Source organism: Amycolatopsis sp. lyj-112 (genome assembly GCF_046549055.1).
Taxonomy (GTDB): domain Bacteria; phylum Actinomycetota; class Actinomycetes; order Mycobacteriales; family Pseudonocardiaceae; genus Amycolatopsis.
Genome location: NZ_JAJPWS010000012.1, coordinates 171,131 through 195,925 on the forward strand (window position 1 = coordinate 171,131; position 24,795 = coordinate 195,925).

A 24,795-nucleotide genomic window follows, 5' to 3' on the forward strand; every position below is an offset into this window, starting at 1 on the left:
GTCGCGCCGGCTCACGCGACTCCTGCACGCTCTTCGTGAGCAACGCGGGGGAAACATGAAGGTTCAGCCGAGGAGCGCGGCTCCCAGCGGGTCAGGCTGTGCAGCACCATCGCGCCATCACGCGTACTGGTGATCAGGCCGCCGTCACGAAGGACCGCGGCGTGCCGGGAGACCGCGGTGGCCGAGATGCCCAGCCGGTCGGCCAGTTCGTCGTCGGCGAGGGCGACCGGGGTGTCCCAGCAGAAGTAGGACGGGACGAGCCGCAGACCGCGCCCACGCAGGTGCAGGTCACGGTCGAGGGGATAGCGAGCGGTCAGCACCGGAGCCGTCCAGTGGAACGTCGGGGCGTAGCGATTCGAGCAGGCCGAGCGCCCCGCCTTCACCAGCCCATCGGGAGCGCAGCATCCGGTCGTTGTCGACCCGGGTTCGCACCCGCCGTCCACTGGGAGTAAGGAAATCCGGGAAGTACCGGGCAGGCGGGGCGAGCGCCAGGAGGAACCGCAGCGCCCCGCGAGACCCCTGTTCGTGCATTTCGCGCCGAACGCGGCGCCGCCACTGCGCGAACACCGGGATACCGTCCAGGACGAGTTTCTGCATGGCCAGCACCGTTTCCCACAAGGGATCCGGTGCCGCGGCGACGCGGACGCGTGCGAGGTCTGGTCGGTGAAGTGAATACGAAGCAAGACGCCTCCCCCGGAGTCGTCTTGGTCTACCACGAGGAGGAATCATGGGGAGTTCGATCGGAAGAAATCTGCGGCGTATGGGGGCCGTGACCGCTGCCGCTTCGGTGGCATTGCTGGGATTCACGGGAGTCGCTTCGGCTGCGTCGGGCGAGGGCTACGCGTCCGGGCCGGGGGTGTACGGCTCCGCGAACTGGGTCAAGCGCCCAGGGAAGGTCTATCAATCGGACCAGACCACCAACGGCGCCGGCTGCGGGCAGACGATCTCCGAGGGCGGTTCGGGTGGTGACCTGCGTAAAGGGCGGGAGCTGCTTCCGCAGTGCCTACCAGGACAACCCGCTGACGTAGCGGGACAAGACGATCGCCGGTATCCGCGAGAACCTCGCGGATACCGGCGATCTCCCGAAATCAGCCCCGGGCGTTCGGGTTGATCGCGTCGCCGGCCAGGCCGGTGGCGGTCTCGCCGAGCGTGCCGGCGGAGTCGACGATGCCCTGGCCGGTTTCGGTGGCGGTGTCGGCGAGCCCCTGGCCCGTCTCCGCCAGGCCACCGGCGGCCTGCGAAGCCTGGTCGACTGCGGCCTCGCCGGCCGAGAGGTCGACGCCGGTCAGTTCGCTGACCTTGTCACCTGCGCCACCCAGCAGTTCGGCGGCCTTTTCCTTGAGCGTGTCGAACAGGCTCATCGGGTGTTCTCCTCGGATAGGTCGAGCGGGCGCGACCTATCCACCGTACAGGACAAATCGGGCAGACCGTCGAGGGGAACCCTTTAGTCGATCAAAGGCAAGGTGGCGTGTAGCGATCGACGCGCAATCCGCGGAAGGCGAGTTCGTTCGGGGTCTTGCCGACGAAGACCAGGCCGCGCGCCTCTTTCAGCGCTTCAGCGAACGAATAGGCCGGCTTTCCCAGTTCGGGCAGCGTGGTCCACGCACCGGGGGCGAAGCTGAAGAATTTCCTGACCGTCTTTCCCCCGGTCGAGGGAACGAGCGTGAGCCATTTGTCGCCACCACTCCAGTGCGAAGCGGGCCGCAACTGGACATAAAGGTCATCGGTGGCGCTGTAGGTCATCCAGAAGCCGGACGACCTGGAGAGATCGGCTTGCGCTTCGAACTGATTGCCGAGCCAGACGACGACCACATGCCATTCGACGTTGAGAAACTTCACCTTGGCCGCGTAATCGCCACGCTCACGGACCAGCAGACTGCCTGTCGCCGGAACCGTGGTGCCTTCACCACTCGCGATCCAGTGCTGCAGCCTGTCGATCGACGGGGTCGCGCACTCACAGCCCGCCCGCTCGCCCCCGGCCGGCTCGCTCGCCCGGGCGACCGCCCCTGGACCGAGCAGCGAGAGCATCAGCGCTGACACGACTACCGCGAATGTCCTGCTGAGTGGGACGCTTGCCCGACCGTGGACCGTTTTTCCGCGCATTCCCGGGAAGTTAGCACAACATCCACGGGTTCATCAGTGCTGAGAACGTACTGGTTTGGACCACTTGCGTCGCGCTCGCAGCACGGCTACGCGAAAAGCACCAACGGGACCGGCGAGTTCCGCGTGTACGGCGCTTGTGACGGCGCGGCCCAGAGCCACAACCCGAAGCCGGGTGCCTGGACGCGAGTGGGGAATACGAGCAGGTATTCCTGCCGGGCCGGAGACCGAGCGCTCTACGCCTCGTTTCAGGTGCACTAAGGGCGTGGGGACTGCTCAAGCCGGTTCCGCTGTCCTGCTGAGGGTTACTGCGTTCGTGTGTTGACGTGGGTCACGTTCGTTCGTGGTGGTTGTTCGGGAACATTCGTGGCATTGGTGCGTTATAGAGAGTGTCGGTACGGATGGTGCCCCCGGGCCTCAAACTCCGCCTTCATGGAATACCGGTTCGGCCGGAGCCATGTCGTGCCACTCGCCGAGAGGCGGCCCACCGTACCGACCCTTTAACTCCCGCTTCCGCTCGCAGGTAACCCCCAGGCCTACGCTGAGCGGGAGCGGGTCTTTCTTGTATTCGGGCATGGCGAGGAACCCGTCGCCGGTGTGGCTGGCGGGCTCCTCGGCTCAGACGAGAGTGTGATGCAGCGTGTTGCACCTCGGCCGTTGTAACGGATCCAAGTACTGCGGCGGGATGAACTCAGGTAACCCATCCTGTGCCATGCGGACTTCCCAATCGCCGTGGTGGATCAGGCGGTGATGGAAGCTGCAGAGGAGGCACATGTTGCGGAGGTCGGTCATGCCACCGTCTGCCCAGTGATGAATATGGTGAGCGTGACAGCGCTTCGGTCTCCTCTGACACCCAGGGAACGAACAGCCCCGATCCCGTGCATTCAAGGCTCTGCGTTGACCTGGGGTGACGAACCGTTTGATGCGCCCGACATCCAAGGGTTCACCAGCGGCGTTCATCACGATCGGCAGCATCAAGCAGTCGCAGGCGGCCATCCGTGCTTCTCGGGCGGTCATCTGACCCACGAAGTCCACACTCGCGGTCCCGAGCCCGGTCTTCAACTCCTCGAAACCGACCAGAACATGCACCATCGTCCGATACCCACAGGTCCCGGGCTGGTCCGGACTCGCGATCGCCAGATCCAGCAGATCCACCCAAGCGTCACCCTGACGCTCCCACACCGTCCGTAGGTCGGCCTGGCCGAACTCGTCGACCGGGCGAGGTTTCGCGTAGGCCTCGATCGCCGCCATGGTCCGGACGCCTGCTTCGTCATCCAACAGGCCGGTGAGCTTCCAGAACCCATCCTTGCGACGGTGCAACCTCAACTCGCGACGAGGCTGGACGGGTTCGGGATCTTTCGGCTCTGCACCGTCAGGGTCCAGCCAGGCCATCAGGCCTGCTTCGGCGGCCGCGATCTGCCCAGGACCCCCATCACGAGCAAGATCGGCGAGGATCTTTTCGGCGGCGTCCCGGTTCTCGACAGCGACATGACCGGGGATCCTCTTCAACACTCCGATGATCTGATCGATGTGCTGCTCACCGACCGCACCTTCCGCCGCGGCCACGGCGGTGGCGGGCGCGAGTGCCGGGACTTCGGCGCCATCGAGTGCGCGGGTCGGGTTCAGCGCCACCGCGCGATCCACGAGTTTCTTCGCATCGGCAGGGGTAATCCGCGCCATATCGGCCAGCCACATCTTCGTATTGGCATACCCGTACAGATCCTTGGCGCCCCGGGATTCGATCTCCGCCAGATAGATGCCCAACACAGCGGACGCGGCACGCATCAACGTCAACGCCTCGGTTGCTCCGTGGGCGAGCTCCAGTTTCCCGGCACGCCACAACTCCTGCGGCAACTGAGGAAGAACGAGAGTCTCGGACACCCCTCCACAATACCGCACATCTATCGAACACGCGTTCGTAATTTTAATTAGCCGACGAATAGCGCGGATAACACCAAGGAGTGATCGAGGCACGCAACCCGGTCACTCAACAATAAAAGCTCGTGAGTGGTCGTCTGCGTTTAGTCCTCTAGTTGCGTTCTCCTCTGGGCGGCCATGGCAGAGGTGAAGGACGCTTTCCCCGCATCGCATGTGGGGAAAGCGTCCTTCGCGAGGTTGTGCGCGGTCGTCTCCGGGCTCGTGAGCCAGGTCCGCGTCGAGCGCACGCCGTCCAGCGCCTGCAGTCGTTCCAGGACGACGTCGCTCAGTGACGCGTTGTCCGGCGTCCGCCCCAGCAGCAGGATGTCGAAGTCGCCGCCGACCAGGGACACGTGCTCGACGTACGGGATCTCCCGCAGCTCGGCACAGCGCAAGGGACTCGTGAGTGGTAATGATGGTTAGAACCGTCACTACCACTCACGACCACTGGGTGAGCGCACCCTCGGTGATGACGGGATGCCTTTCACCATAAGGAACTTCACCGCCGTCGGCGTAATCGCCGAGACGCTCGGCGATCTCGTCGAGGATCTCCGCCACGCCTGCCCAGCCCGAGGGATAGCACCCCTCGCTGGCGTACCAGTTCATGACGCGGCCGTGGTCGTCGCCTGGCCGGAGGTCGACGCAGAGCAGTCCTCCGCTGACGTCGCGGCAGATCGGGACCAGGGCGGTGCAGAACGGGAATCCGGTGTCTCCGGCCCGCTTGTGGTGTGTCCCTTCGGGCGTGCAGCAGCCTGTATCGGGATAACCCGACTGCCTGACGTATTCCTCCTCGGCGCGCTTCACCGTGAGAGGAACGAAAGAGTTCGGCACCAGACCTCCGACGCGGCTTCCCGTTCCGTGATCGCGTTGATCGTCGATGCCGTCCATGGCGGCCCACCAGGCACGGAGGTCGGCCGGAAGAGCAAGGCCGACAGCGTCTTGAAGGCGCTCGACGTGTTCGATCGGCGCCGGGGGCCGGATCTCCCGCGCGGTGACCGGTGCGTGTTCGGACAACAGGGCCACGATCCGCTGCCACGTCTGTTCCACCGACACCGTCACCAGTGCTCACCTTCCCGTCAGGGCCGCCGAATCTCGGGCACCACCGTATCGGTGAACGACGGAATGGTCCCGAAGGACGCCTTGCGTGACGCGCGGCGCAACGTGGCGAGTACGGCTGGCCCGAGTACCACGATGGCCACCGTGTTGGTGATCGCCCGGCCGGTGTCCCAGCCCGCGGTCGAGGTGAGCAGGGTGAAGACGCCGAACCGGTGCAGGTTCTCCAGCAGCGGAGCGCCTGGCACGTAAGAGATGTGGCCGTCGTGGTAGGGCACCTCGGCGTCGGTGATGAACGGCCAGAACCACAGGTTCATCAGGAAGCCGAACACGTAGGCGACCACGACGCCGTAGACCACCAGCATCGCGATCTCCGCCTTGCCGGTGATCCGCCGCGGGAGCAGGCCCGCGCCCATCCCGATCCACGCCGAGCACAGCATCTGGAACGGCAGCCACGGGCCGACGCCCGCGGTCAGCAGCGCGGAGGCGAACAGCGATGTGCAGCCCAGCACGAAACCGAAGCCGGCACCGAAGACCCGGCCGGCCAGCACCAGCATGAAGAACACGGTCTCGATGCCCGCCGTCCCCGCGCCGAGCGGGCGCAGGGCCGCGTTGACCGCGGACAAGACCCCGAGCATCGCCAGGGCCTTGGAGTCCATGCCGCCCTCGGACAACTCGGCCAGCACGATGACGATGAGGATCGGCAGGATGGCCATGAAGATGAACGGCGCGTCCGGGCCGTGCTGCATCGACTGCGGTTCGACCTTGGTCAGCAGCGGCCACAGGAACATCATCAGGCCCGCGAGCGACGCGAGCCCGAGCACCAGTGCCGAGCGCGGGCCCAGCCGGACGGCGGGCGCGGTGATCACCGGACCTCCTGCGTCAGCGCCGAACGGACGTCGTCGACGGTGAGCCACGGCTCGCCGAGGATCTTGGCGATCTGCGTGGCGAACGCCGGCGAACCACCCAGGACCTCGGCGGTCGGGCCGTCCGAGACGACCTCCCCTTCCGCCATCACGACCACGCGTTGCGCGACGTTCGCGACGAACTCGACGTCATGTGTGGCCACGGCGACCGCCTTGCCCTCCGCCGTCAGCGACGCGATCATCTGCGCCAGCGCGGCTTTCGCCGTGTAGTCGAGGCCGCGAGTGGGTTCGTCCAGCAGCATGATCCGCGGCGCCGCCGACAACTGCACCGCGAGCACGAGGGCGAGACGCTGCCCCTCGGACAGGTCGCGCGGATGCGACGTCGGATCGATACCCGGCGCGAGCCTGTCCAGCAGGCTCCGGCAAGAGCCCGCTTTCGCGCCCGACTCCGTGTCCGCCGCCTCGCACTCCCCGGCGACGGTCTGCAGGTACAGCAGATCGCTCGCGGTCTGCGGCACCATACCCACGAGTTTGCGGGCCTCGGCACTGCTCAGCGCCTTCGGATCCGTGCCGCCGACACGGACCTTGCCGCCCTGGCGGGGCCCGGAGCCCTGCACCGCCCACAGCAGCGACGACTTGCCGGAACCATTGCGGCCCATCATCGCCAGCACTTCACCGGCGCGCAGGGTGAGATCCACTTCCCGCACCGCGACCTTCGGCCCGTACCGGACCACGACACCGGACGCGGTGAGCAGTTCCTCGCCCGCGGTCGTGGTGCGGACGGGCGGCTTCCCCAGCGTCAGCGAAGAAGCGCGACGGCGGGCGTCCCGCACCGACATCGGGAGAGGATCCCAGGAAGCCAGCCGTCCCAATTGGACGATCGGCGGCGCGATGGGCATGTCCTTCAACACTTCGGGCGGCGTGCCGTCCACCACTCCCCCGGTACCCGGCACGTAGATCATCCGGTCCGCGAAGGGAATCACGCGTTCCATGCGGTGCTCGGCCATCAGCACCGTCGTACCGAGGTCCTCCACCAGCCTGGCCAGTGTCGCCAGCACCTCCTCGGCCGCCGTCGGGTCCAGCGCGGACGTGGGTTCGTCCAATACCAGCACCTTCGGGTGGGTGGTCAGCACCGAACCGATCGCCACCCGTTGTTGCTGCCCGCCGGACAACGTCCGCAGCGCGCGCCTGCGCAGTTCCGCGATGCCGAGAAGGTCCAGTGTCTCCTCCACACGGCGCCGCATCACCTGCGGGTCGAGGCCGAGTTGTTCCATGCCATAGGCGAGTTCGTCCTCGACGGTGTCGGTGACGAAACCCGCGAGCGGATCCTGGCCGACGACGCCGACGAGATGCGCGAACTCGCGCGGCGGCCGGGATCGCGTCGTGACGCCGTCGACGGAGACGGTGCCTTCGAGGTGCCCGCCGGTGAAATGCGGGACGAGACCGTTGATCGTGCCGAGCAACGTCGACTTGCCCGCACCGGTCTGACCGGCGAACAACACGAGTTCGCCTTCGCCGATGGACAACGTCACGTCGGACAGCACCGGCTCGGCGCGGCCGTGGTAGGTGAAGGAGACCTTCTCTAGTTCGATCATGCCGGTTCAATCATGCGGTGACTTCTTCTTCGAGCGCGGCGAACGGGGGTTCGGGGACCGGGGTCAGGAACGCGGGCAGCACGCCGATCAGCACCCCGAGCAACGGACCCCACGACAGCAACGGCCAGGACAGCTGGATCAGGGACGGGTTCAGGTTCATCGGGTCCACACTGGACGTCACGAACAGGAAGGCCGCGACGCCGATACCGCTCGCCGCGACCACGATCTCGGGCAGGTGCCAGCGATCGGGCCGGTAACGGGTGCGCTGGACCCGCTTGCCCGCGAACCAGAACCCCATCAGACCGACCAGCACACCGGCCGACAGCACCGGTGCGGCGAGATATCTCGGCGTCGAACCGTCCAAAGTGGAATAGACGCCGACGCATACGCCGATCAGGCCGACGATCATCAGCGTGCCGGTGAGGATCCGGGCTCGGGCCTCGACCGCACCCGCCCGGCCGTAGCCGCGGGAGTCCATGGACGCGGCGAGCTGCAGCGAGCGGGACAGGGCGTCCTCCAATACCGGGATGAGGACGGCGTGCAGGGCCTTCACCTTCTTGCCCGCGCCACCCCTCAGTTTGCGGGCCCGCCGGACCCGCAGCACGCTCTCGGCGAGTTGCGGGAACACCGAAAGCGCGACGATCACCGCCGTACCCACCTCGTACAACGCCGGCGGCATCGACTTGAGCAGCCGTTTCGGATTCGCCAGCGCGTTGGCCGCGCCGAGGCAGATCACCATCGTCGCCAGCCGCAGCCCGTCATAAAGCCCGCCCAGCAACGATTCCGCGGACACGTCCCCGAACAGCCGGATGCCCGCCGCCCACTCGGGCAGCGGGATCTCGGGCAGCCGCAGGATGATCGTGGAGCCTTCGGCGCCGCCGAACACGAGCCGGAAGAACACCCGGACCACCACGATGAACGCGCCGAGGTACAGATACAGCCGGAACGCCATGGCCCACGGCGCCTCGGTGCGCCGCGCCACGACGACGTAGCCCGCGACCGCGACGATCGTCAGCAGCAGCCACGGGTTCGTCGTGCGGGTCGCCGCGACGGCGAGCCCCAGCGCCCACACCCACCAGGCGGCCGGATGGAGGTCGCGCGGCAGGAAGTACGACGTCATCAGGCTCCCTGGGCGCGTTTACGTCTGCGTGCCACGAAGAATCCGGCCACGCACAACGCCAGCACGGCACCACCGGCCGCCCACGGCGCCCAGCCGCTCGCACCGGACTCGCGTTCGATCACCGCGTTGACGTCCTCGGCGCCCTCTCCTCCGGTGAACGCCACGTTCGTCGACGGGTCCTTCGCCTTCGGCCGCGCGGAGGCGCTCGGACGGGGCTTAGGCGGTGGCAGCGCACCGGCGCTCTGCCCGGCGGCGGACGGGTCCCCCGCCGTCGCCCCGGGATCCTCGCCCGGCGCGGGCTGGTGCTGCCCGTCCCCCGGCTGTTGTCCGTTGCCCGCCTGAGGCTGTTGCTGCCTCTCGTTGGGATCGTTGCCGACCGGCTTCTCTTCCTCACGCGGCACGCAGGGCCGGCCTTCGGTACCCGGCCGCACCGCGGAGACGCGGGGATACGGGTTGTTCTCCGCGGTCGCGTTGAGCGAGAACGACCAGCCTTCGAAGCCGCCGGGGATGAAGTCGCGATTCTTCACGCCCCATTGGCTGTAGTCCCACGCGCAGTTGTTCGAGGCGTGCCAGTAGGACCAATACGCCGACGCCGGAGGCGTGTCGATGCACATCTCGCGGTACTTCTCGCGGCCGGCGATCGGGAGCTGCTCCGCCCCCGAAGGCCGGTTCTCGACGCGGCAGATGAACGACTCGCCCCAGCGCTGCACGCCCGCGATCTGGAACCCCGCGCCCTTGAGCGCGTCCAGCCCGGTGCCGCGGTTCGGCTGCGGATCGCACCGCACGATGGTCGTGCCGCCGAGCTGCTGGAAGTCCACGACCACGGTGACCCCGGTGGCGTCCTTGCAGAACCCCGGATAGCCCTTGCCGTGGTCGATGGCGTGCGCGGCCGGGGAAAGGGCGGCGATCAGGAAGATCACCGCCACCACCCCGAAAGCCCTCCTCATGGGGCGGTCGTCGGCGTGACACCGGGCGGCGGGTTGGTCGTCGCCGACTTGTTCAGCGAGAACGACCAGCCTTCGAACCCGCCGGGGGTCACGTTGCGGTTGAGCGCGCCGAGGTTGCTGTAGGTCCAGGTGGACCCGGAACCGTCGGCGTGCCAGTAGCCCCAGTACGCGCCGGCGGGCGGTGTGGTGACGCACGCTTCCTTGTAGTTCGGGTTGCTCGAGAGCGGGATGATCTCCGCCGCGGCCGGGCGGCCTTCCAGGCGGCACACGAAACCGAGGCCCCACCGGGCGGTGCCGGCGACCGCGATTCCCGCGTCCTGCAACGCCTTGATACCGGTACGAGCGGTGCCGGGGCTCGCGTTGGGCGAGCACCGGGTGATCGTCGGCGCGGCGGTGCCGCCGTTGCCGTCCAGTTCCTGGAAGTCGACGACGACGGTGACGCCGCTGAGCGCGTCGTCGCCGGTGCAGACCCCGTTGTACCCCTTGGCCGGGTCGACGGCCTGGGCGGGTGTGGCGGTGCCGAGCCCGATCAGTCCGATCAGGACGGACGTGACGGCGAGCAGCTTTCTCACGGTGTGACCCCCTTGGTCTTGATGAAGCGGCGGAGCAGGAAAATCAAGGCGCCCGCGGCGAGCAGCGACAGCCCGGCCAGCGCGACGAGACCCCAGGCGAGCCACGGGGATCGCGTGGTCTGCGCGGCGGCCTGCAACTGCGTGCCCGCCACCGCCTCGGCCTTGACGTCGGTGAGCGGCAACCGCGCCGCGGGAGACAGCGGCGAGCCCTCGGCGGTGAGCCAGGATCGTCCCGCGACGCCCTGCGCGGCGGCCAAGGTCGTCGCGAAGTCGGTCTTCCCGTCGCTCGCCGCGACGGATCCCTTGGTGAGCCCGCCATCGGGAAGCACGAGCTTGCCCAGCGATCGCGCGGTACCGCTCGCGTCGAGTCCCGCCACCTGCCGCGCGGCGGCGACAGCGGCGCTGAGCGCGACATCCGGCTCGCCCGCCTCGCCGGTCACCATGCCTTCGCCGGTCGGCCTGACCCCGAGCGCGCTCACGGCGGAGACGAAGGCCGACGCCCGTCGCTCGGACCAGCCGTCCGGCCGTTTCGTCGACGGCGCACCATCGGTATGCGGCCGGACTCCCAGCGCGGTGACCGCCGCGGCCGTCGCGCCGAGGTCACCGGACCCGCATTCCTCGCTGTCGAGGTGCATCGGGAACGTGCCGTCGGCGCATTGACGGGAGAGCAGCAGTTCGACCGCCGGACCGGGGTCCGCGGTGGTGGCGAGCAGCGCCCACGCGTGCCGTTCGACCGTCTCGTCGGCGTCGGCGAAGGCACCGGTGTCGGTGAACCTGCCGTCTTCGCCGCGCAGCTTCACCAGGTCGCCTCGCAGCAAGCCGACGACGTCGCCGGCTTGCGCGAACTCGGCTACGAGCACGAGTTTGGCGAGCGGCTCGGCGTAGGACGCGCCACTCTGCTCGTAGGGCGCCCCGTGGGCGTAGGCCTGCACGGCTTCCGGTGTGAGCAGGAACTTCGATGCCCGGGTCACGGTGTCGGGCTGGTCGCCCAGCGCACGGAGCGCCAGGACCAGATCCGCGGTGGCGTCGTAGTCCACAAAGGTCTTACCGTCCTCGGTGACCTCGACGTGGTCACCGCCGGCCAGCCGATTCGACAGGTACGCGCCGAGCCGGGCGGCCGGTGTCGTCGTGCCGGGACTCGCGATCTCGGGCGCCTTCGTGGTCGGCGGCGGCACCTTGGCGCGTACGACTTTCTTGGCGGCCTTGGGCTTGGGGGGTTTGGGCGCGGGCTTGGGAGCCTGGGGCTGTGGCTGAGGTTCGGCCACCGGCGGCGTGGTCGTGACGGTGACCGTGTTCGGCGGCGGACTGGTCGCCGGCGAACTCGACGACGGCGTGACCGACGTCGTCGTGGTCGTGGTGGCTGTGGTTGTCGTCGTGGTTGTGGTCGTGGTCGTGCTGGTCGAGACCGGGCTGCTCGACGTCGGGCTGCTGGTGGTCGTGTCCGACGGCGTGGAAGTCGTGGTCTCCGAACTGGTGGACGAACCGCTGCTCGTCGGCGGGGGTCCGCCGCCCTTCGCGAGCGCGTAGAACCCGACCTGGGACAGCCCGAGCGAAGCCTGTGCCCCGGCGCGGATCCACGTGTCGAGACCGCTGACGCCGGTGCGGCGCGCGGCCTCGTACGACGCCGGGTTGTAGGCGATCGCGCCGATTTCACCGGCGAGCGAGTTGCCGGCGTCGACCGCCGCCGTGGCCTGTGCGGACTTGAGGTAGCGGACGCCGCGGTCCACCGCCGCGTCCGCGCCGCCGGCGTCGGCGAGCGCCTGGACGATCAAGCCGGTGCTGTTGGTGTTCGGGGCTTCCGTGCCGACACCGCCGCCCCAGCCGCCGGACGCGCTCTGGTTCGCCGTCATCCACTTGACGGTCCTGGAGATCGGCTCGTCGAGTCCGGCCGCCCCCGCCTTCCGCGCGGCCAGCATCGCCGACAGCGCGAGTCCGGTCGCGTCGCCGTCCGAGGACGACAGATCGAATGCCTTGCCTTCGTCGCAGGTCGAGATCTTGTAGCCGGTCGGCGTGACGTGGTCGCCGGTCTCCTTCGTCGGGATCAGGCCGAAGAAGACCCGGAAGTAACCCTCGGAACACTGCTGGGTCAGCATCTTGTCGATGGCCTGCTGGTCGTTCTCACCCGCGACGGCGAGCCCGGTCACGCCGAGCGCCTGGCCGAACATGTTGGCGTTGTTGGTCACGGCATCGGCGAGAGCGGGATCCTTCGAGTAATCGCTGATCCGGCCTTTGTCGGGGCCCTTGCGCATGATCGCGCCCCGGGTCTCGGCGACCATGTCGTGGCCGTCGAAGTTCCGCGGATCGCGGCCGGAGATCTGGGCGGCGAGCAGGGTCTTGGCCGCGGCGCCGCCGAGGATGACGGCGTCGTAGCCGGCGCCGGGGACCAGGCCGTCCCAGGTGTAGTAGTCGGTGGCGTGGCCCTGGGTGTCGAGGAAGTCCGCGATCGGCGCGGCGAGCGCGCCGTCGCCCGAGGCGTACATCGAGAACAGCGCGTCGAGCATCAGGCCGTGGTCGGGCAGCGCGCCGCCGTTGGGATTCTCGAACGTGCCGTCCGGCTTCATCTTGGTCGAAAGCCATTTCGAGCTCGCACGGGCCGCGTCGCGGTCGTTCGCGGCGGTCGCGGTGCCGGTGAGGAGGGCGGCGATCACGCCGACGCTGACGGCGAACGACACGGCGGCCAGATACTCGCGGCGGCGCATGTTCCTCCTCCTTGCGGCATAAGGAGGACAGGCGCGGGACGCCGGAGTCACCCCTGCTTCTCGCGACAGTGGTCGGACTTCTTGGTGGTTCCTCCGCCCGTGCGGTACCCCGGCTCACCATCGAAGATGGCCCACGGTTGCGCGACAGCGCCGGATTTCGACCGGCTTCCCCGTCACGGGCGGCGGTGTTCAGTTGTCGAGCTTTGCGAGGTTAACACCCGATCACTTGCCGCAGGCACCGCTGACCAGGTCGTTGCCAGGATCACAGCGACGGCGGCGCCACGGGCTTGCCCCGGGATGAGACCCTTTGGGCCGTCCGGATCATTCAGGACGGACGTGGGGGAAAGGGATCTCATGAGACGCTGGGTAATCGCCGTCACCGTGCTGTGCGGAATCGGACTGGCCGCCGCGCCGGCTTCGGCCGCCACCACCAACAAGGCCGACTCGGCCGCCGGCTGGCTCGCCAGGCAGATGGCCGACGGCGAACGGCTCGAAGTCGACTTCGGCGGCGAAAAGTACCCCGACCAGGGCCTGACGATCGACGCCGTCTTCGCGTTCGCCGCCTCCGGGGTTTCCGGCACGAACGCGGGCAAGGCGATCGCGTGGCTGGCGAAGCCGGAGATCACCACGGGCTACGTCGGCAGCGGCACCGAGGCGTACGCGGGCGCGCACGCCAAGCTGATGCTCGCCGCGCAGATCCGGGGCAAGAACCCGTCGTCGTTCGGTGGCGTGGACCTGAAAGCGGGACTGCTCTCGCTGCTCGCGCCGTCCGGCCGGTTCTCCGACCGATCCGAATTCGGCGACTACTCCAACGCCCTCACCCAGTCGCTCGCCCTGCTCGCGCTGGACCGCACCCCCGCGGGCGCTCCCGCGTCGGCCGTCACGTTCCTCGCGGGCACCCAATGCGCGGACGGCGGCTTCCCGCTGAACTTCGGCGAAGCGACTTGCACGAGCGACGTCGACTCGACCGCGATGGTCGTGCAGGCCCTGCGCGCCACCGGTGACGCGGCGAACGCCGGCGAAGGCACCTCGTGGCTGGTCACCCAGCAGCACGCCAACGGCGGTTTCGGTGTCGGCGCGAACGCCCCGAACGCCAACAGCACCGGCGTCGCCGCCCAGGCGCTCGCGGGCCACCGTCCCGCCGCCGCGGTCAAGGCCCGGCAGTTCCTGAAGTCGCTGCAGGTCGGCTGCACCGGGGCCGTCGCGGACCGGGGCGCGATCGCTTACGACACGACCGGGTTGAACGCGGTTACCGCTCCGCGCGCGACGGCGCAGGGCATCCTCGGGCTGGCTCGAGTGCCGTTGAGCGAGCTGGGTGGCGGCGGACGTCCGCAGGCCCCGGTACTCGCCTGCCCGTGAGCTCGGCCTGTTGACGCGTGAGGGCCACCCTCAGGGACTCTGAGTCCCTGAGGGTGGCCCTCACGCGCTCTCCACGCTTGATCCGGGCGTCAGACCTCGGGATCGATTCAGAGGTTTTCTGCTAGCCTCGCCCTGTTTCGCGGCTCATCGTTGCGCCGCTTCGATATCGACTCATCGAGGAGCGAAGTTGACTGCGATCTCCCGCGTCAAGGGCCGTGAGGTTCTCGACAGCCGAGGCAATCCGACCGTCGAAGTCGACGTCGAACTGGCGGACGGTTCGCTCGGCCGGGCCGCCGTGCCGTCGGGTGCCTCCACCGGGACCAAGGAGGCCGTCGAACTCCGCGACGGGGACAAGACCCGCTTCCACGGCAAGGGTGTGCGCAAGGCCGTCGACGCCGTCAACACCGAGATCGCCGAGGCGATCATCGGGCGCGACGCGGAGGCGCAGGCCGACGTCGACCGCGCGCTGATCGCGCTGGACGGCACCGCGAACAAGGCCCGGCTCGGCGCCAACGCCACGCTCGGCGTCTCGCTCGCCGTGGCCAAGGCCGCCGCGGCCGCCAGCAACCTTCCGTTGTACCGCTACGTCGGCGGCGTGTTCGCGCACCTGCTGCCGATGCCGATGATGAACATCATCAACGGCGGGGCGCACGCGGACAACCCGATCGACTTCCAGGAGTTCATGATCGGCCCGCTCGGCGCGGAGACCTTCGCCGACGCGGTCCGGATGGGTTCGGAGGTCTTCCACACGCTGCGCAAGTCGCTGCACGAAGCCGGGCATGGCACCAACGTCGGCGACGAAGGCGGCTTCGCGCCGAACCTCAACTCGGCCGACGAGGCACTCGAGTTCGTCCTTCGCGCGATCGAACAGTCCGGCTACACGCCCGGCGAGGACATCGCTCTGCTGCTGGACCCGGCCGCGTCGGAGTTCTACACCGGCGGCGTCTACGACTACACCGGTGAGGGCCGCAAGCGCAGCGTCGAGGAGCACGTGGCCTACCTCGCCGACCTCACCACGCGCTACCCCATCGTGTCCATTGAGGACGGTCTGGCCCAGGACGACTTCGACGGCTGGAAGCAGCTCACCGACACCATCGGCGATCGCGTGCAGCTCGTCGGCGACGATGTGTTCTGCACCAACGTGAATCTGCTCAACGACGGGATCGAACGCGGTATCGCGAACTCGATCCTGGTCAAGGTCAACCAGATCGGCACGCTCACCGAAACGCTGACCACGGTCGAAACCGCGCACAAGGCCGGCTACTCCGTGGTGATGTCCCACCGCTCCGGCGAAACCGAGGACACCACCATCGCCGACCTCGCCGTGGCCACCAACTGCGGCCAGATCAAGACCGGTTCGCTGTCGCGGTCCGACCGCACCGCCAAGTACAACCAGCTCATCCGCATCGAAGAGGAACTCGGCTCCGAAGCCCGCTACGCAGGCACCGCCACCCTCCGCGGACGTCGCTGACCGTGAGACCGCGGGCCGGATCACGTCCGGCCCGCGGTCCCCGGTTCAGAGCGCGAGCCGCGGCCAGGACCCCGTGTCGCGCAACAGTTGCCGGTCGTGCGTGGCGATCACCACCGCGGCCGGGGTGGACCCGAGCGCGACGGTCAGCTCGTCGACGAGCGCGGCCGACAGGTGGTTGGTCGGTTCGTCCAGCAGCAGCACGTGCGGGCGTCGGGCCAGCACCAGCGCCAGGTCCAGCCGCCTCCGGGCGCCGACCGAAAGCTCGGCCACCGGACGTCGCCGGTCGTAGCCGCCGAGCAGACCCAGCTCACCCAAGCCCGGCCCGGAAACGCCCGATCGCGTGAGCTGTTCGTCGTACAGTTCCGCCGCCGTGCGCGTGCCCGGCAGATCGGATTCCTGGCCCAGCCGCCCGATCCGCACCGGCCGGGCGCGGACGACCGTGCCCGTGCTCGGTTCCAGGTCACCGGCCAGCACGGTCAGCAACGTCGACTTTCCCGCGCCGTTGGGCCCGGTGACCACCAGCCGGTCACCGGCGTCGAGCGCCAGGCCGGCCGGACGCGAAAGCCTCCCGGCCACGGTCACCGCGTCGGCCCGCAGCAGGGTCGCGCCCCGGTACCCGGGCAGTTCGGGCATGGCGAACCGGGCGGGTGGCGGCGGGATCGCCACCACGTGCGCGGTCAGTTCGTCCTGCCGTCGATGGACCGCCCTGACCAAGCCGGGAGCGCGGCTGGCGCGGCTGTGCCTTTTGTGTCCTTTCTCGGGTCGCCAGTTGTCGCGCAACCGGTTCTGTGCCGCGGAGAGGTCGTCGGCGAGGCGCTGCCGCTCCGCGATCTGCTCGGCGTGCAACGCCTCCCAGCGGGCACGCTCGGCTCGGCGAGCCTCGACGTAAGCGGCGTAACCACCGCCATAGACCCGCGGCCGGTCGTCACTGGACGGGTCAAGGTCGATCACCGACGTCGCCACATCGGCCAGCAACGCCCGATCGTGGCTGACCAGCACGACCACACCCGGATGAGCACGCAGCCGCTCGGTCAGATGATCGAGCCCGGCCGCGTCGAGATGGTTGGTCGGTTCGTCGAGCAGCAGCACGGAATGCCCGGCCCCGAGCAGGCAGGCGAGCCGGACCCGGTGCCGCTGCCCGACCGAAAGGGTGCCGAGCGGGCGGCTCCGATCGTCGACCGCGTTCAGCGCGGCCAGCGACACTTCGACGCGCCGATCGGCGTCCCACGCGTCGAGCGTCTCGACCTCGGTGAGCGCGTCGGCGTAGACGTCGTCCGCGCCGGGCAGGCCGTCGGCGAGGGCGTCGGTCGCGCGTTCCAAGCGGGCCAGAGCACCCCGCACGGCGGCCAGTTCGAGATCGATCAGGGTGCCGACGGTTTCGGTGGCGTCGAGCGGGATCTGCTGGTCGGCGACGCCGATCGAACCCGCGCGGTACACCTCACCGTGGTCGACGGGCAGGTCACCGGCGAGCACCCGGAGCAGGGTGGTCTTGCCGCGGCCGTTCTCGCCGACGACGGCGACCCGGTCACCGGCCGCCGCGACGAGATCGACTCCGGAAAGCACGGGGCGGCCGCCGAAGGTGAGGTGGACGCCGGACAGGCGGAGGTGCGCCGCGCGCACCAGCGCGGGCGGAAGAGGGGATGACAAGGAACTGCCTCCAACGAAAGTGATGAGCAGAGAGGACGAAGTCCGGCACCGCGGCTCGCGGTACCGGTGGAGGCGTCGTCCCTCAGAGGAACAGAAGTTGCTGCATCACGATCGGCAGAGTAGGTCAGCGCCGGACTCCTCGCATCCGAATTTCCGCGGATTCAGGTCCGGAGGCCGACAGGGTTGGTCAGGGCGCCGATGCCGTCGATGGCGACGGTGACCTCGTCCCCCGGCTTCATCGGCCCGACACCGGCGGGACTGCCGGTGAGCACGACGTCGCCGGGGTGCAGGGTGAACCAGCGGGTGACCCAGGCGAGGATCTCGCCGACGCCGAAGATCATCCGGCCGGTGCCGGACCGCTGGACGATCCGGTCACCGAGCCGCGTGGTCAGGCCCAGGTCCCCGGCGTCGATCCCGGTGGTGATCCAGGGCCCGAGCGGGCAGAAGGTGTCCGCGCTCTTCGCCCGCGCCCATTGCCCGTCGGCCCGCCAGTCGTGGGCGGTGACGTCGTTCGCGCAGGTGAACCCGAGGATGTGGGCGGCGGCATTGCCGGCGGTGACGTTCCTGGCGGTCTTCCCGATGACGACGGCCAGTTCGCCCTCGTATTCGAGGCGCTCGACCTCCGGTGGATGCAGGATCGGCTGCCGGGGCCCGATGACGGCGTTGGGCGCCTTGAGGAACAAGGCCGGCTGCTCCGGCCAGGGACGGCCCTTTTCCTCGACCTGACAGGGATAGTTGCTGCCGACGCAGACGATCGTGCGCGGATCGCACGGCGCCAGCAGACGGACATCGGCGAGCGGTCCGACGACGGCGCCGGGACCGGCGACCGGGTCGTAGGCGCGGACGATGTCACCGTCGCAAGTGGACTCGACGCAACCGGTGCGGTCGTACCCCTTGGTGGCGAAGCGGATCAGTCTCATCCCAGTGCCTCGCGGACCAGTTCGAGCGGATGCCAGGCGGTGCGGCCGACCCCGTGGAAGATCTGCTGACGGCACGAAACCCCGGTCGCGGCGACCAGCGTTTCGGCCGGTTCCTTTTCGATGGCGGGGAAAAGCCGGTCACGTCCGACGGCCATCGAGGTTTCGTAGTGCTCGGCCTCGAAACCGAACGAGCCCGCCATCCCGCAACAGCCGGAGTCGATCTCGGCGACCTCCAGGCCCGGGATCCGGCGCAGAAGCGCCATGGTGGCGGCGGTGCCGACTTCGGCCTTCTGATGGCAGTGTCCGTGGAAGACGACCCGGCGGCCGCTGAGCCAGGACCGCTCGGGCAAGCGCAGCCTGCCGTCGTCGATGGCTTCGACGAGCAGCTCTTCGACCTGGCGCACCCTTTCCTTGACCTGCAGGGCTTCCGGCAGATCCGGGAGCAGCGCCACCGTCTCGTCTCGCAGGGTGAACACACACGAGGGCTCACACCCGACGATCGGCGATCCCGGCTCGGTGTCCCGGGCCAGCGAGGTGACCAGGCCGGTGGCCTTCCGCTTGGCGTCGTCGAGCAGCCCTTTGGACAGGCTCGAACGCCCGCAGCAGCCACCGCCGGCGAGGTTCACCGACCAGCCCGCGGTTTCGAGCAACTCGATCGCGGCCTTGCCGATCTGCGGTTCGGTGTAGGTGGTGAAGGAGTCGGCCAGCCAGTTGAGCGTGCCCGCCGTCCCCGCCGGTGTGCTGCGCTTCCGGTTCCAGCGCACCAGGTTGTCCCGCACGAACCTCGGCATGGGCCGTTCGGCCTTGATACCGACGACGCGTTCCATGAGCGCGCGCACCAGGCCGACACGACCGGGCACATTGGACAGTGGAGCGGTGGCCGAGCCCAGTTTGTTGAGGAACCGGATGGACCCGAAGATCCGCGAACGGAACGGAATGCCGTGCTGCTCGTGGTGCTGGTGCAGGGTCTCGGCCTTGAGCGAGGCCATGTCGACGCTCATCGGGCATTCGCTCTTGCAGGCCTTGCACATCAGGCAGAGGTCGAGGATCTCGTGGAGGCGCTCGTCGCCGAGCGCGGCCTTCGGGTCCGGCTCGGACAAGGCCTTGACCAAGGCGTTGGCACGGCCGCGCGTGGAATGCTCTTCCTGCAAGGTGACCTGATAGGACGGACACATCACGCCGCCGGTGGTCTTGCGGCACAGCCCGATGTTCATGCAGCGGTCGGCGGCGTCGCGCATCCCGCCACCGCCGATGACCTCGAACGACAGCATCGTCCGCAGCGGGGGCGCGGGCGGAAGGGCGTCGCGGTCACGCAGGTTGTCGGTCATCGGCGGGGCATCGACGATCTTGCCGGGGTTCATCGTTCCCGCCGGGTCGAACAGTTTCTTGACCTGGCGCATCGCCTCGTAGAGCTCGTCGCCGAAGATCTCCCGGTTGAACTCGGACCGGGCCAGGCCGTCGCCGTGCTCGGAGGAATTCACGCCGCCGTACTCGGCGACGAGGTTCTTGATCTTCTCGGCGACCACGCGCATGGTGTCGACCTGCGCGGGATCGGTGAGGTCGACGAACGGGCGGATGTGCAGGCAGCCGACCGAACAATGGCCGTAGAAACCGGCTTCGAGACTGTGTTCGTCGAGGATCTCCTTGAACCGCCCGGTGTACTCGGCGAGATGTTCGGGAGCGACGGCGGTGTCCTCGATGAACGCCAGCGGCCGTTTGGTGCCCTCACCGGCGGCCATCAGCAGGCCGAGGCTGGACTTGCGCACCTTGAGCAGGGCCGCCTGTTCGGCCGCCGTGACGGCCTTGAGCGTGTGATAGCCGTGCCCGTTCCGCTCCCACAGGGCGGCGACCTCGTCGAGCTTGGGGGCCAGTTCGGTCTCGTCGTCGCCGGAGAAGGACACGAACAGCAGGGCCGCGGGGTCACCGACGAGGTAGTTGCCAAGATCGGCGTACTCGATCTTCTCCCTGGACAGGTCGAGGATGGTCTTGTCCATCATCTCGACCTGATGGGGGTGGCAGCTCAAGGCATCGAGGGTGGCCGAAATCGCGCCGTGGACGGTCTCGAAATGCCCGACCGCGTAAACGGTCTTCTTCGGTTTCGGCACCAGATCGACGATCGCGCGGGTGATCAGGACGAGGGTGCCCTCGGCGCCGACGACGAACTTGGCCAGATCGAAGACGCCGGTGTCCTCGTAACCGGCGAGGCGATCGAGCCGGTAACCGCAGGCACGGCGCCAGAACATCGGCATGCCTTCGGCGATCGCCTTCTCGTGGGCGGTGACGAGTTCGGGCAGGTCGCGATAGAGGCGCCCTTCGAGGGTGTCGGCCTCGGCGCGGCGTTTGCGTTCGGTTTCGTCGACAGGCTCCAGACGGGCGGTGGAACCGTCGGCGAGCACGACGTCGAGGGCACGGATGTGGTCGATGGTCATGCCGAAGGTGAGCGACCCGGAGCCGGCGGAGTTGTTACCGACCATCCCGCCGATGGTGGCGCGGTTGCTGGTGGAGGTGTCCGGGCCGAACATCAGCCCGTGCTCGGCCGCGGCCTTGTTGAGCTGATCCTGCACGACACCGGGTTCGACGACGGCGGTGCGGGCGACGGGATCGAGGTCGAGGATCCGGTTCATGTGCCGGGAAAGATCGAGCACGAGACCGGGTCCGACGGTCTGCCCGGCGAGGCTCGTGCCCGCCCCTCGGGGCACGAGCGGGACGCCGAACTCCGCCGCCGTGGCGACGGCGGCGGCGACGTCGTCCTGATCGAGGGGGAAGACCACGCCCAGCGGCATGATCGAGTACATGCTGGCGTCGCGGGAGAACAGGTGGCGGGTGTAGTCGTCGAAGTCGACCTCACCGCGAATCCGTGCGCGCAGCACGTCTTCGAGCGGGCCGGTGGTGGAGCGGGTCAGTTCGGCTGTCATCGGCGGTGTCCTCTCGCTAGTCGTTCTGCAGAACCTCGAGCGCGTCCTGCAGGCCGCGCGGATCGGCTGGGACACCGGCGAGCGTGAGTCCCATTTGGACACCGGCGAGGGTTCCGGCGAGCGTGAGGTCGTTGAACGCGCCGAGGTGGCCGATCCGGAAGATCTTCCCGGCGAGTTTCCCCAGCCCTGCCCCCAAAGACATGTCGAAGCGGTCGAGGATGACGGCGCGGACCTTGTCGGCATCGACGCCTTCGGGGACCAGGACCGCGGTCAGCGCACCGGAATGCTCGCGCTCGTCCTGGCAGAGGACCTCCAGGCCCCAGCCGCGCACGGCGGCGCGAGTGGCGGCGGCGTGGCGCGAGTGGCGTGCGAAAACGTTCTCGAGTCCCTCGTCGTAGAGCAGCCGCAGGGCTTCCTTCAGCCCGTACATCAGGTTGGTATTGGGGGTGTACGGGAAGAATCCGCGCTCGTTCGCGGTCAGCATCGGGCCCCAGTCCCAGAAGATCTTCGGCAGGCCCGAGGTCTTGGCGGCGTTGAGGGCCTTGTCGCTGATCGCGTTGAAACTCATCCCGGGCGGGAGCATCAGGCCCTTCTGGGACCCGGCCACCGTGACGTCGACACCCCACTCGTCGTGCCGGTAGTCGATGGAGCCCAGTGAAGAGATCGTGTCGACCAGCAGCAGGGCGGGGTGCCCGGCGGCGTCGATCGCGCCCCGGATCTCCGGGATACGGCTGGTGACGCCGGTCGAGGTCTCGTTGTGGACCACGCAGACGGCCTTGATCCGGTGCGCCTTGTCGGCGGTGAGTTTTTCGACGACGACCGCCGGGTCCGCGCCGTGCCGCCAGTCTCCCGGCACGAAGTCGACCTCAAGACCCAGGCCGCGGGCCATTTCGTTCCAGAGCGTGGCGAAGTGGCCGGTCTCGAAGGCCAGGACGGTGTCGCCGGCGCTGAGCGTGTTGGTCAGGGCCGCCTCCCAGGCACCGGTCCCGGTGGCGGGGTACATGACCACCGGGTTCGTGGTGCCGAAGACGGGCTTGATCTCGCTCAGCAGATGCCTGCCCAGTTCCTGGAACTCGGGACCGCGATGGTCGATGGTGGCCGCCGACATCGCCCGGAGCACCACGTCGGGGACGTTGGTCGGGCCCGGGATCTGCAGGAAATGACGGCCGGCTGTGTATGTCATATGTGCCTCCACGCTCGGCTCCGAGATTTCACAGTACGAAAACTTGGTCTCGCTGGTTGAAAGGTATACCGTGTACCGAACTCCCGTCGAGGGGGTGCACCCTAAAACTTCACTTCGCCCGGACGGCCGCCCCCGCGGCCGGCCCGGGCTCGATTCCCTGAATGAGTCAGCGCCGACCACAGAGGATTCACATGTCCATACAGCTCGTCACAGTCGTGGCTCTCGCCCTGGTGTTCCTGATCGCGACCTTGCTCCCCGTCCACATGGGGGCGCTGGCGTTCGTCGCCGCCTTTGTGATCGGCACGGTGTTCGCCGGGGAAAGCACCGACGACATCGTCTCCGGCTTTCCCGGTGATCTCTTCGTCATCCTGGTCGGGGTGACACTGCTGTTCGCCATCGCCAAGGGGAACGGCACCGTCGACCGCCTCGTGCAACTGGTGGTGCGCGCCGTCGGCGGGCGGATAGCCCTGATCCCGTGGGTGATGTTCGTGGTCACCGCGACGCTGACCGCGGTCGGTGCCGTGGTCCCGGCGGCGGTGGCGATCATCGCCCCGATCGGCATGGGATTCGCCCGCCGCTACAAGATCAACCCGATGTTGATGGGCTTGCTGATCATCAACGGTGCCAGCGCGGGCGGCTTCTCCCCCATCAGCATCTTCGGCAGCATCGTCAACGGCGTCGTGGCCCGCGACAACCTGCCCAGCAACCCCGGACTCCTGTTCGCGTCGTCCTTCGTCTTCAACCTGGTACTGAGCGCGGTGGTCTTCTTCCTCTTCGGCGGGCGTGAACTGATCCGCCGTTCGTCCACAATGGTCACCGTGACGGCTCAGCCCGCGCTCGCCCTGACCGGTTCCGGCACCCCGCCGACCACTGGCACCGGCACCGGCGGCGTCCCCGGACCGGACGACATCGAGCCGGTACCCTCCGGCGGCGAAACCGAAGAAGACGAGCGCCTGCCGCTCACCCGCGACCACGTGTTCACCCTCATCGGACTGGCCGCCCTCGCGGTGGGAGCGCTCGTCTTCGGCCTGGACGTCGGGTTCACCGCATTGACCGTGGCCACCGTGCTTTCGCTGGTGTCACCGCGTTCGGCGAAGGCGGCGATCGGCGAGGTGGCGTGGCCGACCGTGCTGCTGATCTGCGGGATCGTCACCTTCGTGGCACTCATGGAACGAGTCGGCACGATCGAATGGCTCGGCAACGCCGTCACCGGGATCGGTTCGCCGCTGCTGGCCGCGATCCTCATCTGCGCGATCGGCGCGATCGTCTCGGCATTCGCTTCCACGACGGGGATCCTCGGGGCGCTCATCCCGCTGGCGGTGCCGTTCCTGCTGGCCGGCGAGGTCGGCGCGGTGAGCATGATCATCGCGCTGGCGATCTCGTCGTCGGTCGTCGACTCCTCACCGTTCTCGACCAGCGGCGCCCTGGTGGTGGCCAACTCCCCGGCCGGGCAGAACGACAAAGTGTTCCGCGGCCTGATGATCTGGGGCTTCAGCATGTGCGCGATCGCGCCACTCACGACCTGGCTGCTGTTCATCCTGCCGGGCTGGAGCTGATACCTCGTGAGTGGTAGTGACGGTTCTAACCGTCACTACCACTCACGAGCCCTAGCCGTTCCGGCGTTCGGCCAGCCACTTCTCGGATTCGGGGGTACCGCCGTCGAGCTGATCGACCACCTCGACGAGGAAACTGCCGTGACCGTGCTCGGCCAGGGCCTTCAGCACGGCGTCGGGATCGCCCGCCTCGATGACCGCGACCAGTTCGCGGTGCCGCTCGACGTTCTGCAGCAACGATTCGCCGTCGCGGCGGGCGCTGCGGTTGAGTGCCATGCACAGCTGCATCTGCAGCGACAGCGCGCGGTACGCCTCGGTGACGCGCTCGTGCCCGGCGAGGGCGACGATCGACTGGTGGAATTCGTACTTGCGCTGAGTGAAGACACCTTCGTCGCCGTCGAGGGCTGCCTGCTCGAAAGCGGCCAGCGCGTTGCGGCAGGCCTGGAGACGCTCCGGCGCCTGGACCGGGATCCCGATCCGGACGGCGAACGCTTCGAGTTCCTCGCGCAAGGTGACGATCTCGTAGACGTCGTGGCGGGTGAGGGGACGGACGATGACGCCGCGCCGGGGATGCGGGACGACGAGGCCTTCGAAGGTCAGGTTCTGCAGTGCCTCGCGCAGCGGCGGCCGGGATACGCCGAGCCGCTCGGTGAGCTTGGCCTCGACCAGCCGTGTGCCGGGCGGGAGTTCGCCGGAAAGGATCATCGCGCGCAGGGCGCGGGTGGCCAGGTCGGCCATACTCGGCGGCGCGACGATCCGGCCGTTCTCGAATTCCACGGCGGTCATGGATACTCCCTCCCTTGCTGTATACGGTATATCAATAGTCCTCTCGCTGCGTGAGTGGTGGGTCACTTCTCGATGCGGGCCTGGATTCCCTC

At 68.4% G+C, this 24,795-nt stretch carries 20 protein-coding genes, 1 pseudogene and 1 riboswitch; of the genes and pseudogenes, 3 read left to right on the plus strand and 18 right to left on the minus strand.

What is annotated here, in order from left to right:
- Window positions 1-11: 11 nt before the first annotated feature.
- The 13 genes and pseudogenes from ACLJRL_RS31990 to ACLJRL_RS32050 all read right to left on the minus strand — a co-directional run bounded on the left by ACLJRL_RS31990 (window position 12) and on the right by ACLJRL_RS32050 (window position 12,869).
- Entirely contained in the window at window positions 12-320 is a 309-nt protein-coding gene (locus tag ACLJRL_RS31990; protein ID WP_410660056.1) for an ArsR/SmtB family transcription factor, read from the minus strand.
- Window positions 289-597 (minus strand): hypothetical protein, encoded by a 309-nt coding sequence (locus ACLJRL_RS31995; RefSeq protein WP_410660057.1) that lies wholly within the window; start codon window positions 595-597, stop codon window positions 289-291. Before ACLJRL_RS31995 ends, ACLJRL_RS31990 begins: the two co-directional genes overlap by 32 nt.
- Before the next feature lie 491 nt (window positions 598-1,088).
- A complete protein-coding gene (locus ACLJRL_RS32000) occupies window positions 1,089-1,361 on the minus strand; it encodes a hypothetical protein (RefSeq protein ID WP_410660058.1) in 273 nt (90 codons plus the stop codon).
- 91 nt (window positions 1,362-1,452) lie between these two features.
- The gene (locus tag ACLJRL_RS32005; RefSeq protein ID WP_410660059.1) at window positions 1,453-2,028 is read right to left on the minus strand and encodes a hypothetical protein; all 576 of its coding nucleotides are present in this window, start codon (window positions 2,026-2,028) and stop codon (window positions 1,453-1,455) included.
- Window positions 2,029-2,718: 690 nt separating this feature from the next.
- On the minus strand, window positions 2,719-3,981 hold the full coding sequence (locus tag ACLJRL_RS32010; RefSeq protein WP_410660060.1) for a DUF222 domain-containing protein: 1,263 nt from the start codon (window positions 3,979-3,981) through the stop codon (window positions 2,719-2,721).
- A gap of 140 nt (window positions 3,982-4,121) precedes the next feature.
- Window positions 4,122-4,403, minus strand: a pseudogene (locus ACLJRL_RS32015) (Lrp/AsnC ligand binding domain-containing protein); the annotation flags it as partial.
- A gap of 52 nt (window positions 4,404-4,455) precedes the next feature.
- Window positions 4,456-5,076 (minus strand): SMI1/KNR4 family protein, encoded by a 621-nt coding sequence (locus ACLJRL_RS32020; protein ID WP_410660061.1) that lies wholly within the window; start codon window positions 5,074-5,076, stop codon window positions 4,456-4,458.
- 17 nt (window positions 5,077-5,093) lie between these two features.
- Window positions 5,094-5,939 carry an ECF transporter S component gene (locus tag ACLJRL_RS32025; RefSeq protein WP_410660062.1) on the minus strand — a complete coding sequence of 282 codons (846 nt, stop codon included), beginning with the start codon at window positions 5,937-5,939 and terminating at the stop codon, window positions 5,094-5,096.
- Window positions 5,936-7,531, minus strand: coding sequence for an ABC transporter ATP-binding protein (locus ACLJRL_RS32030; RefSeq protein WP_410660063.1), 1,596 nt, complete (start codon window positions 7,529-7,531; stop codon window positions 5,936-5,938). The genes ACLJRL_RS32025 and ACLJRL_RS32030 overlap by 4 nt, the downstream gene beginning before the upstream one ends.
- 10 nt (window positions 7,532-7,541) lie before the next feature.
- Window positions 7,542-8,651, minus strand: a complete 1,110-nt coding sequence (locus tag ACLJRL_RS32035) for an energy-coupling factor transporter transmembrane component T (protein WP_410660064.1) — start codon at window positions 8,649-8,651, stop codon at window positions 7,542-7,544.
- Window positions 8,651-9,598, minus strand: a complete 948-nt coding sequence (locus ACLJRL_RS32040) for an ABC transporter substrate-binding protein (protein ID WP_410660065.1) — start codon at window positions 9,596-9,598, stop codon at window positions 8,651-8,653. Before ACLJRL_RS32040 ends, ACLJRL_RS32035 begins: the two co-directional genes overlap by 1 nt.
- Entirely contained in the window at window positions 9,595-10,170 is a 576-nt protein-coding gene (locus ACLJRL_RS32045; protein ID WP_410660066.1) for a flagellar hook-length control protein FliK, read from the minus strand. The genes ACLJRL_RS32040 and ACLJRL_RS32045 overlap by 4 nt, the downstream gene beginning before the upstream one ends.
- Window positions 10,167-12,869 (minus strand): hypothetical protein, encoded by a 2,703-nt coding sequence (locus tag ACLJRL_RS32050; RefSeq protein ID WP_410660067.1) that lies wholly within the window; start codon window positions 12,867-12,869, stop codon window positions 10,167-10,169. Before ACLJRL_RS32050 ends, ACLJRL_RS32045 begins: the two co-directional genes overlap by 4 nt.
- 103 nt (window positions 12,870-12,972) lie before the next feature.
- A riboswitch (cobalamin riboswitch) is annotated at window positions 12,973-13,040 on the minus strand.
- A gap of 183 nt (window positions 13,041-13,223) precedes the next feature.
- Here ACLJRL_RS32050 and ACLJRL_RS32055 point away from each other — a divergent pair.
- A complete protein-coding gene (locus ACLJRL_RS32055) occupies window positions 13,224-14,228 on the plus strand; it encodes a prenyltransferase/squalene oxidase repeat-containing protein (RefSeq protein WP_410660068.1) in 1,005 nt (334 codons plus the stop codon).
- A gap of 187 nt (window positions 14,229-14,415) precedes the next feature.
- Entirely contained in the window at window positions 14,416-15,699 is a 1,284-nt protein-coding gene (eno, locus tag ACLJRL_RS32060; protein ID WP_410660069.1) for a phosphopyruvate hydratase, read from the plus strand.
- Window positions 15,700-15,744: 45 nt separating this feature from the next.
- Here eno and ACLJRL_RS32065 read toward each other — a convergent pair whose 3' ends face one another.
- The 4 genes from ACLJRL_RS32065 to ACLJRL_RS32080 form a co-directional block, all read right to left on the minus strand.
- Window positions 15,745-17,346 carry an ABC-F family ATP-binding cassette domain-containing protein gene (locus ACLJRL_RS32065; RefSeq protein WP_410660070.1) on the minus strand — a complete coding sequence of 534 codons (1,602 nt, stop codon included), beginning with the start codon at window positions 17,344-17,346 and terminating at the stop codon, window positions 15,745-15,747.
- Between the two features lie 161 nt (window positions 17,347-17,507).
- Window positions 17,508-18,266 carry a fumarylacetoacetate hydrolase family protein gene (locus ACLJRL_RS32070; RefSeq protein ID WP_410660071.1) on the minus strand — a complete coding sequence of 253 codons (759 nt, stop codon included), beginning with the start codon at window positions 18,264-18,266 and terminating at the stop codon, window positions 17,508-17,510.
- Entirely contained in the window at window positions 18,263-21,181 is a 2,919-nt protein-coding gene (locus tag ACLJRL_RS32075; RefSeq protein ID WP_410660072.1) for an FAD-binding and (Fe-S)-binding domain-containing protein, read from the minus strand. Before ACLJRL_RS32075 ends, ACLJRL_RS32070 begins: the two co-directional genes overlap by 4 nt.
- 16 nt (window positions 21,182-21,197) lie before the next feature.
- Window positions 21,198-22,364 (minus strand): pyridoxal-phosphate-dependent aminotransferase family protein, encoded by a 1,167-nt coding sequence (locus tag ACLJRL_RS32080; protein WP_410660073.1) that lies wholly within the window; start codon window positions 22,362-22,364, stop codon window positions 21,198-21,200.
- 191 nt (window positions 22,365-22,555) lie between these two features.
- Here ACLJRL_RS32080 and ACLJRL_RS32085 point away from each other — a divergent pair, with 191 nt between their 5' ends.
- The gene (locus ACLJRL_RS32085) at window positions 22,556-23,920 is read left to right on the plus strand and encodes an SLC13 family permease (protein ID WP_410660074.1); all 1,365 of its coding nucleotides are present in this window, start codon (window positions 22,556-22,558) and stop codon (window positions 23,918-23,920) included.
- A gap of 51 nt (window positions 23,921-23,971) precedes the next feature.
- On the opposite strand, the gene ACLJRL_RS32090 is transcribed toward ACLJRL_RS32085, so the two are convergent.
- Window positions 23,972-24,703: a GntR family transcriptional regulator gene (locus ACLJRL_RS32090; RefSeq protein ID WP_410660075.1), complete on the minus strand. Its 732-nt coding sequence runs from the start codon at window positions 24,701-24,703 to the stop codon at window positions 23,972-23,974.
- Between the last annotated feature and the right edge of the window lie 92 nt (window positions 24,704-24,795).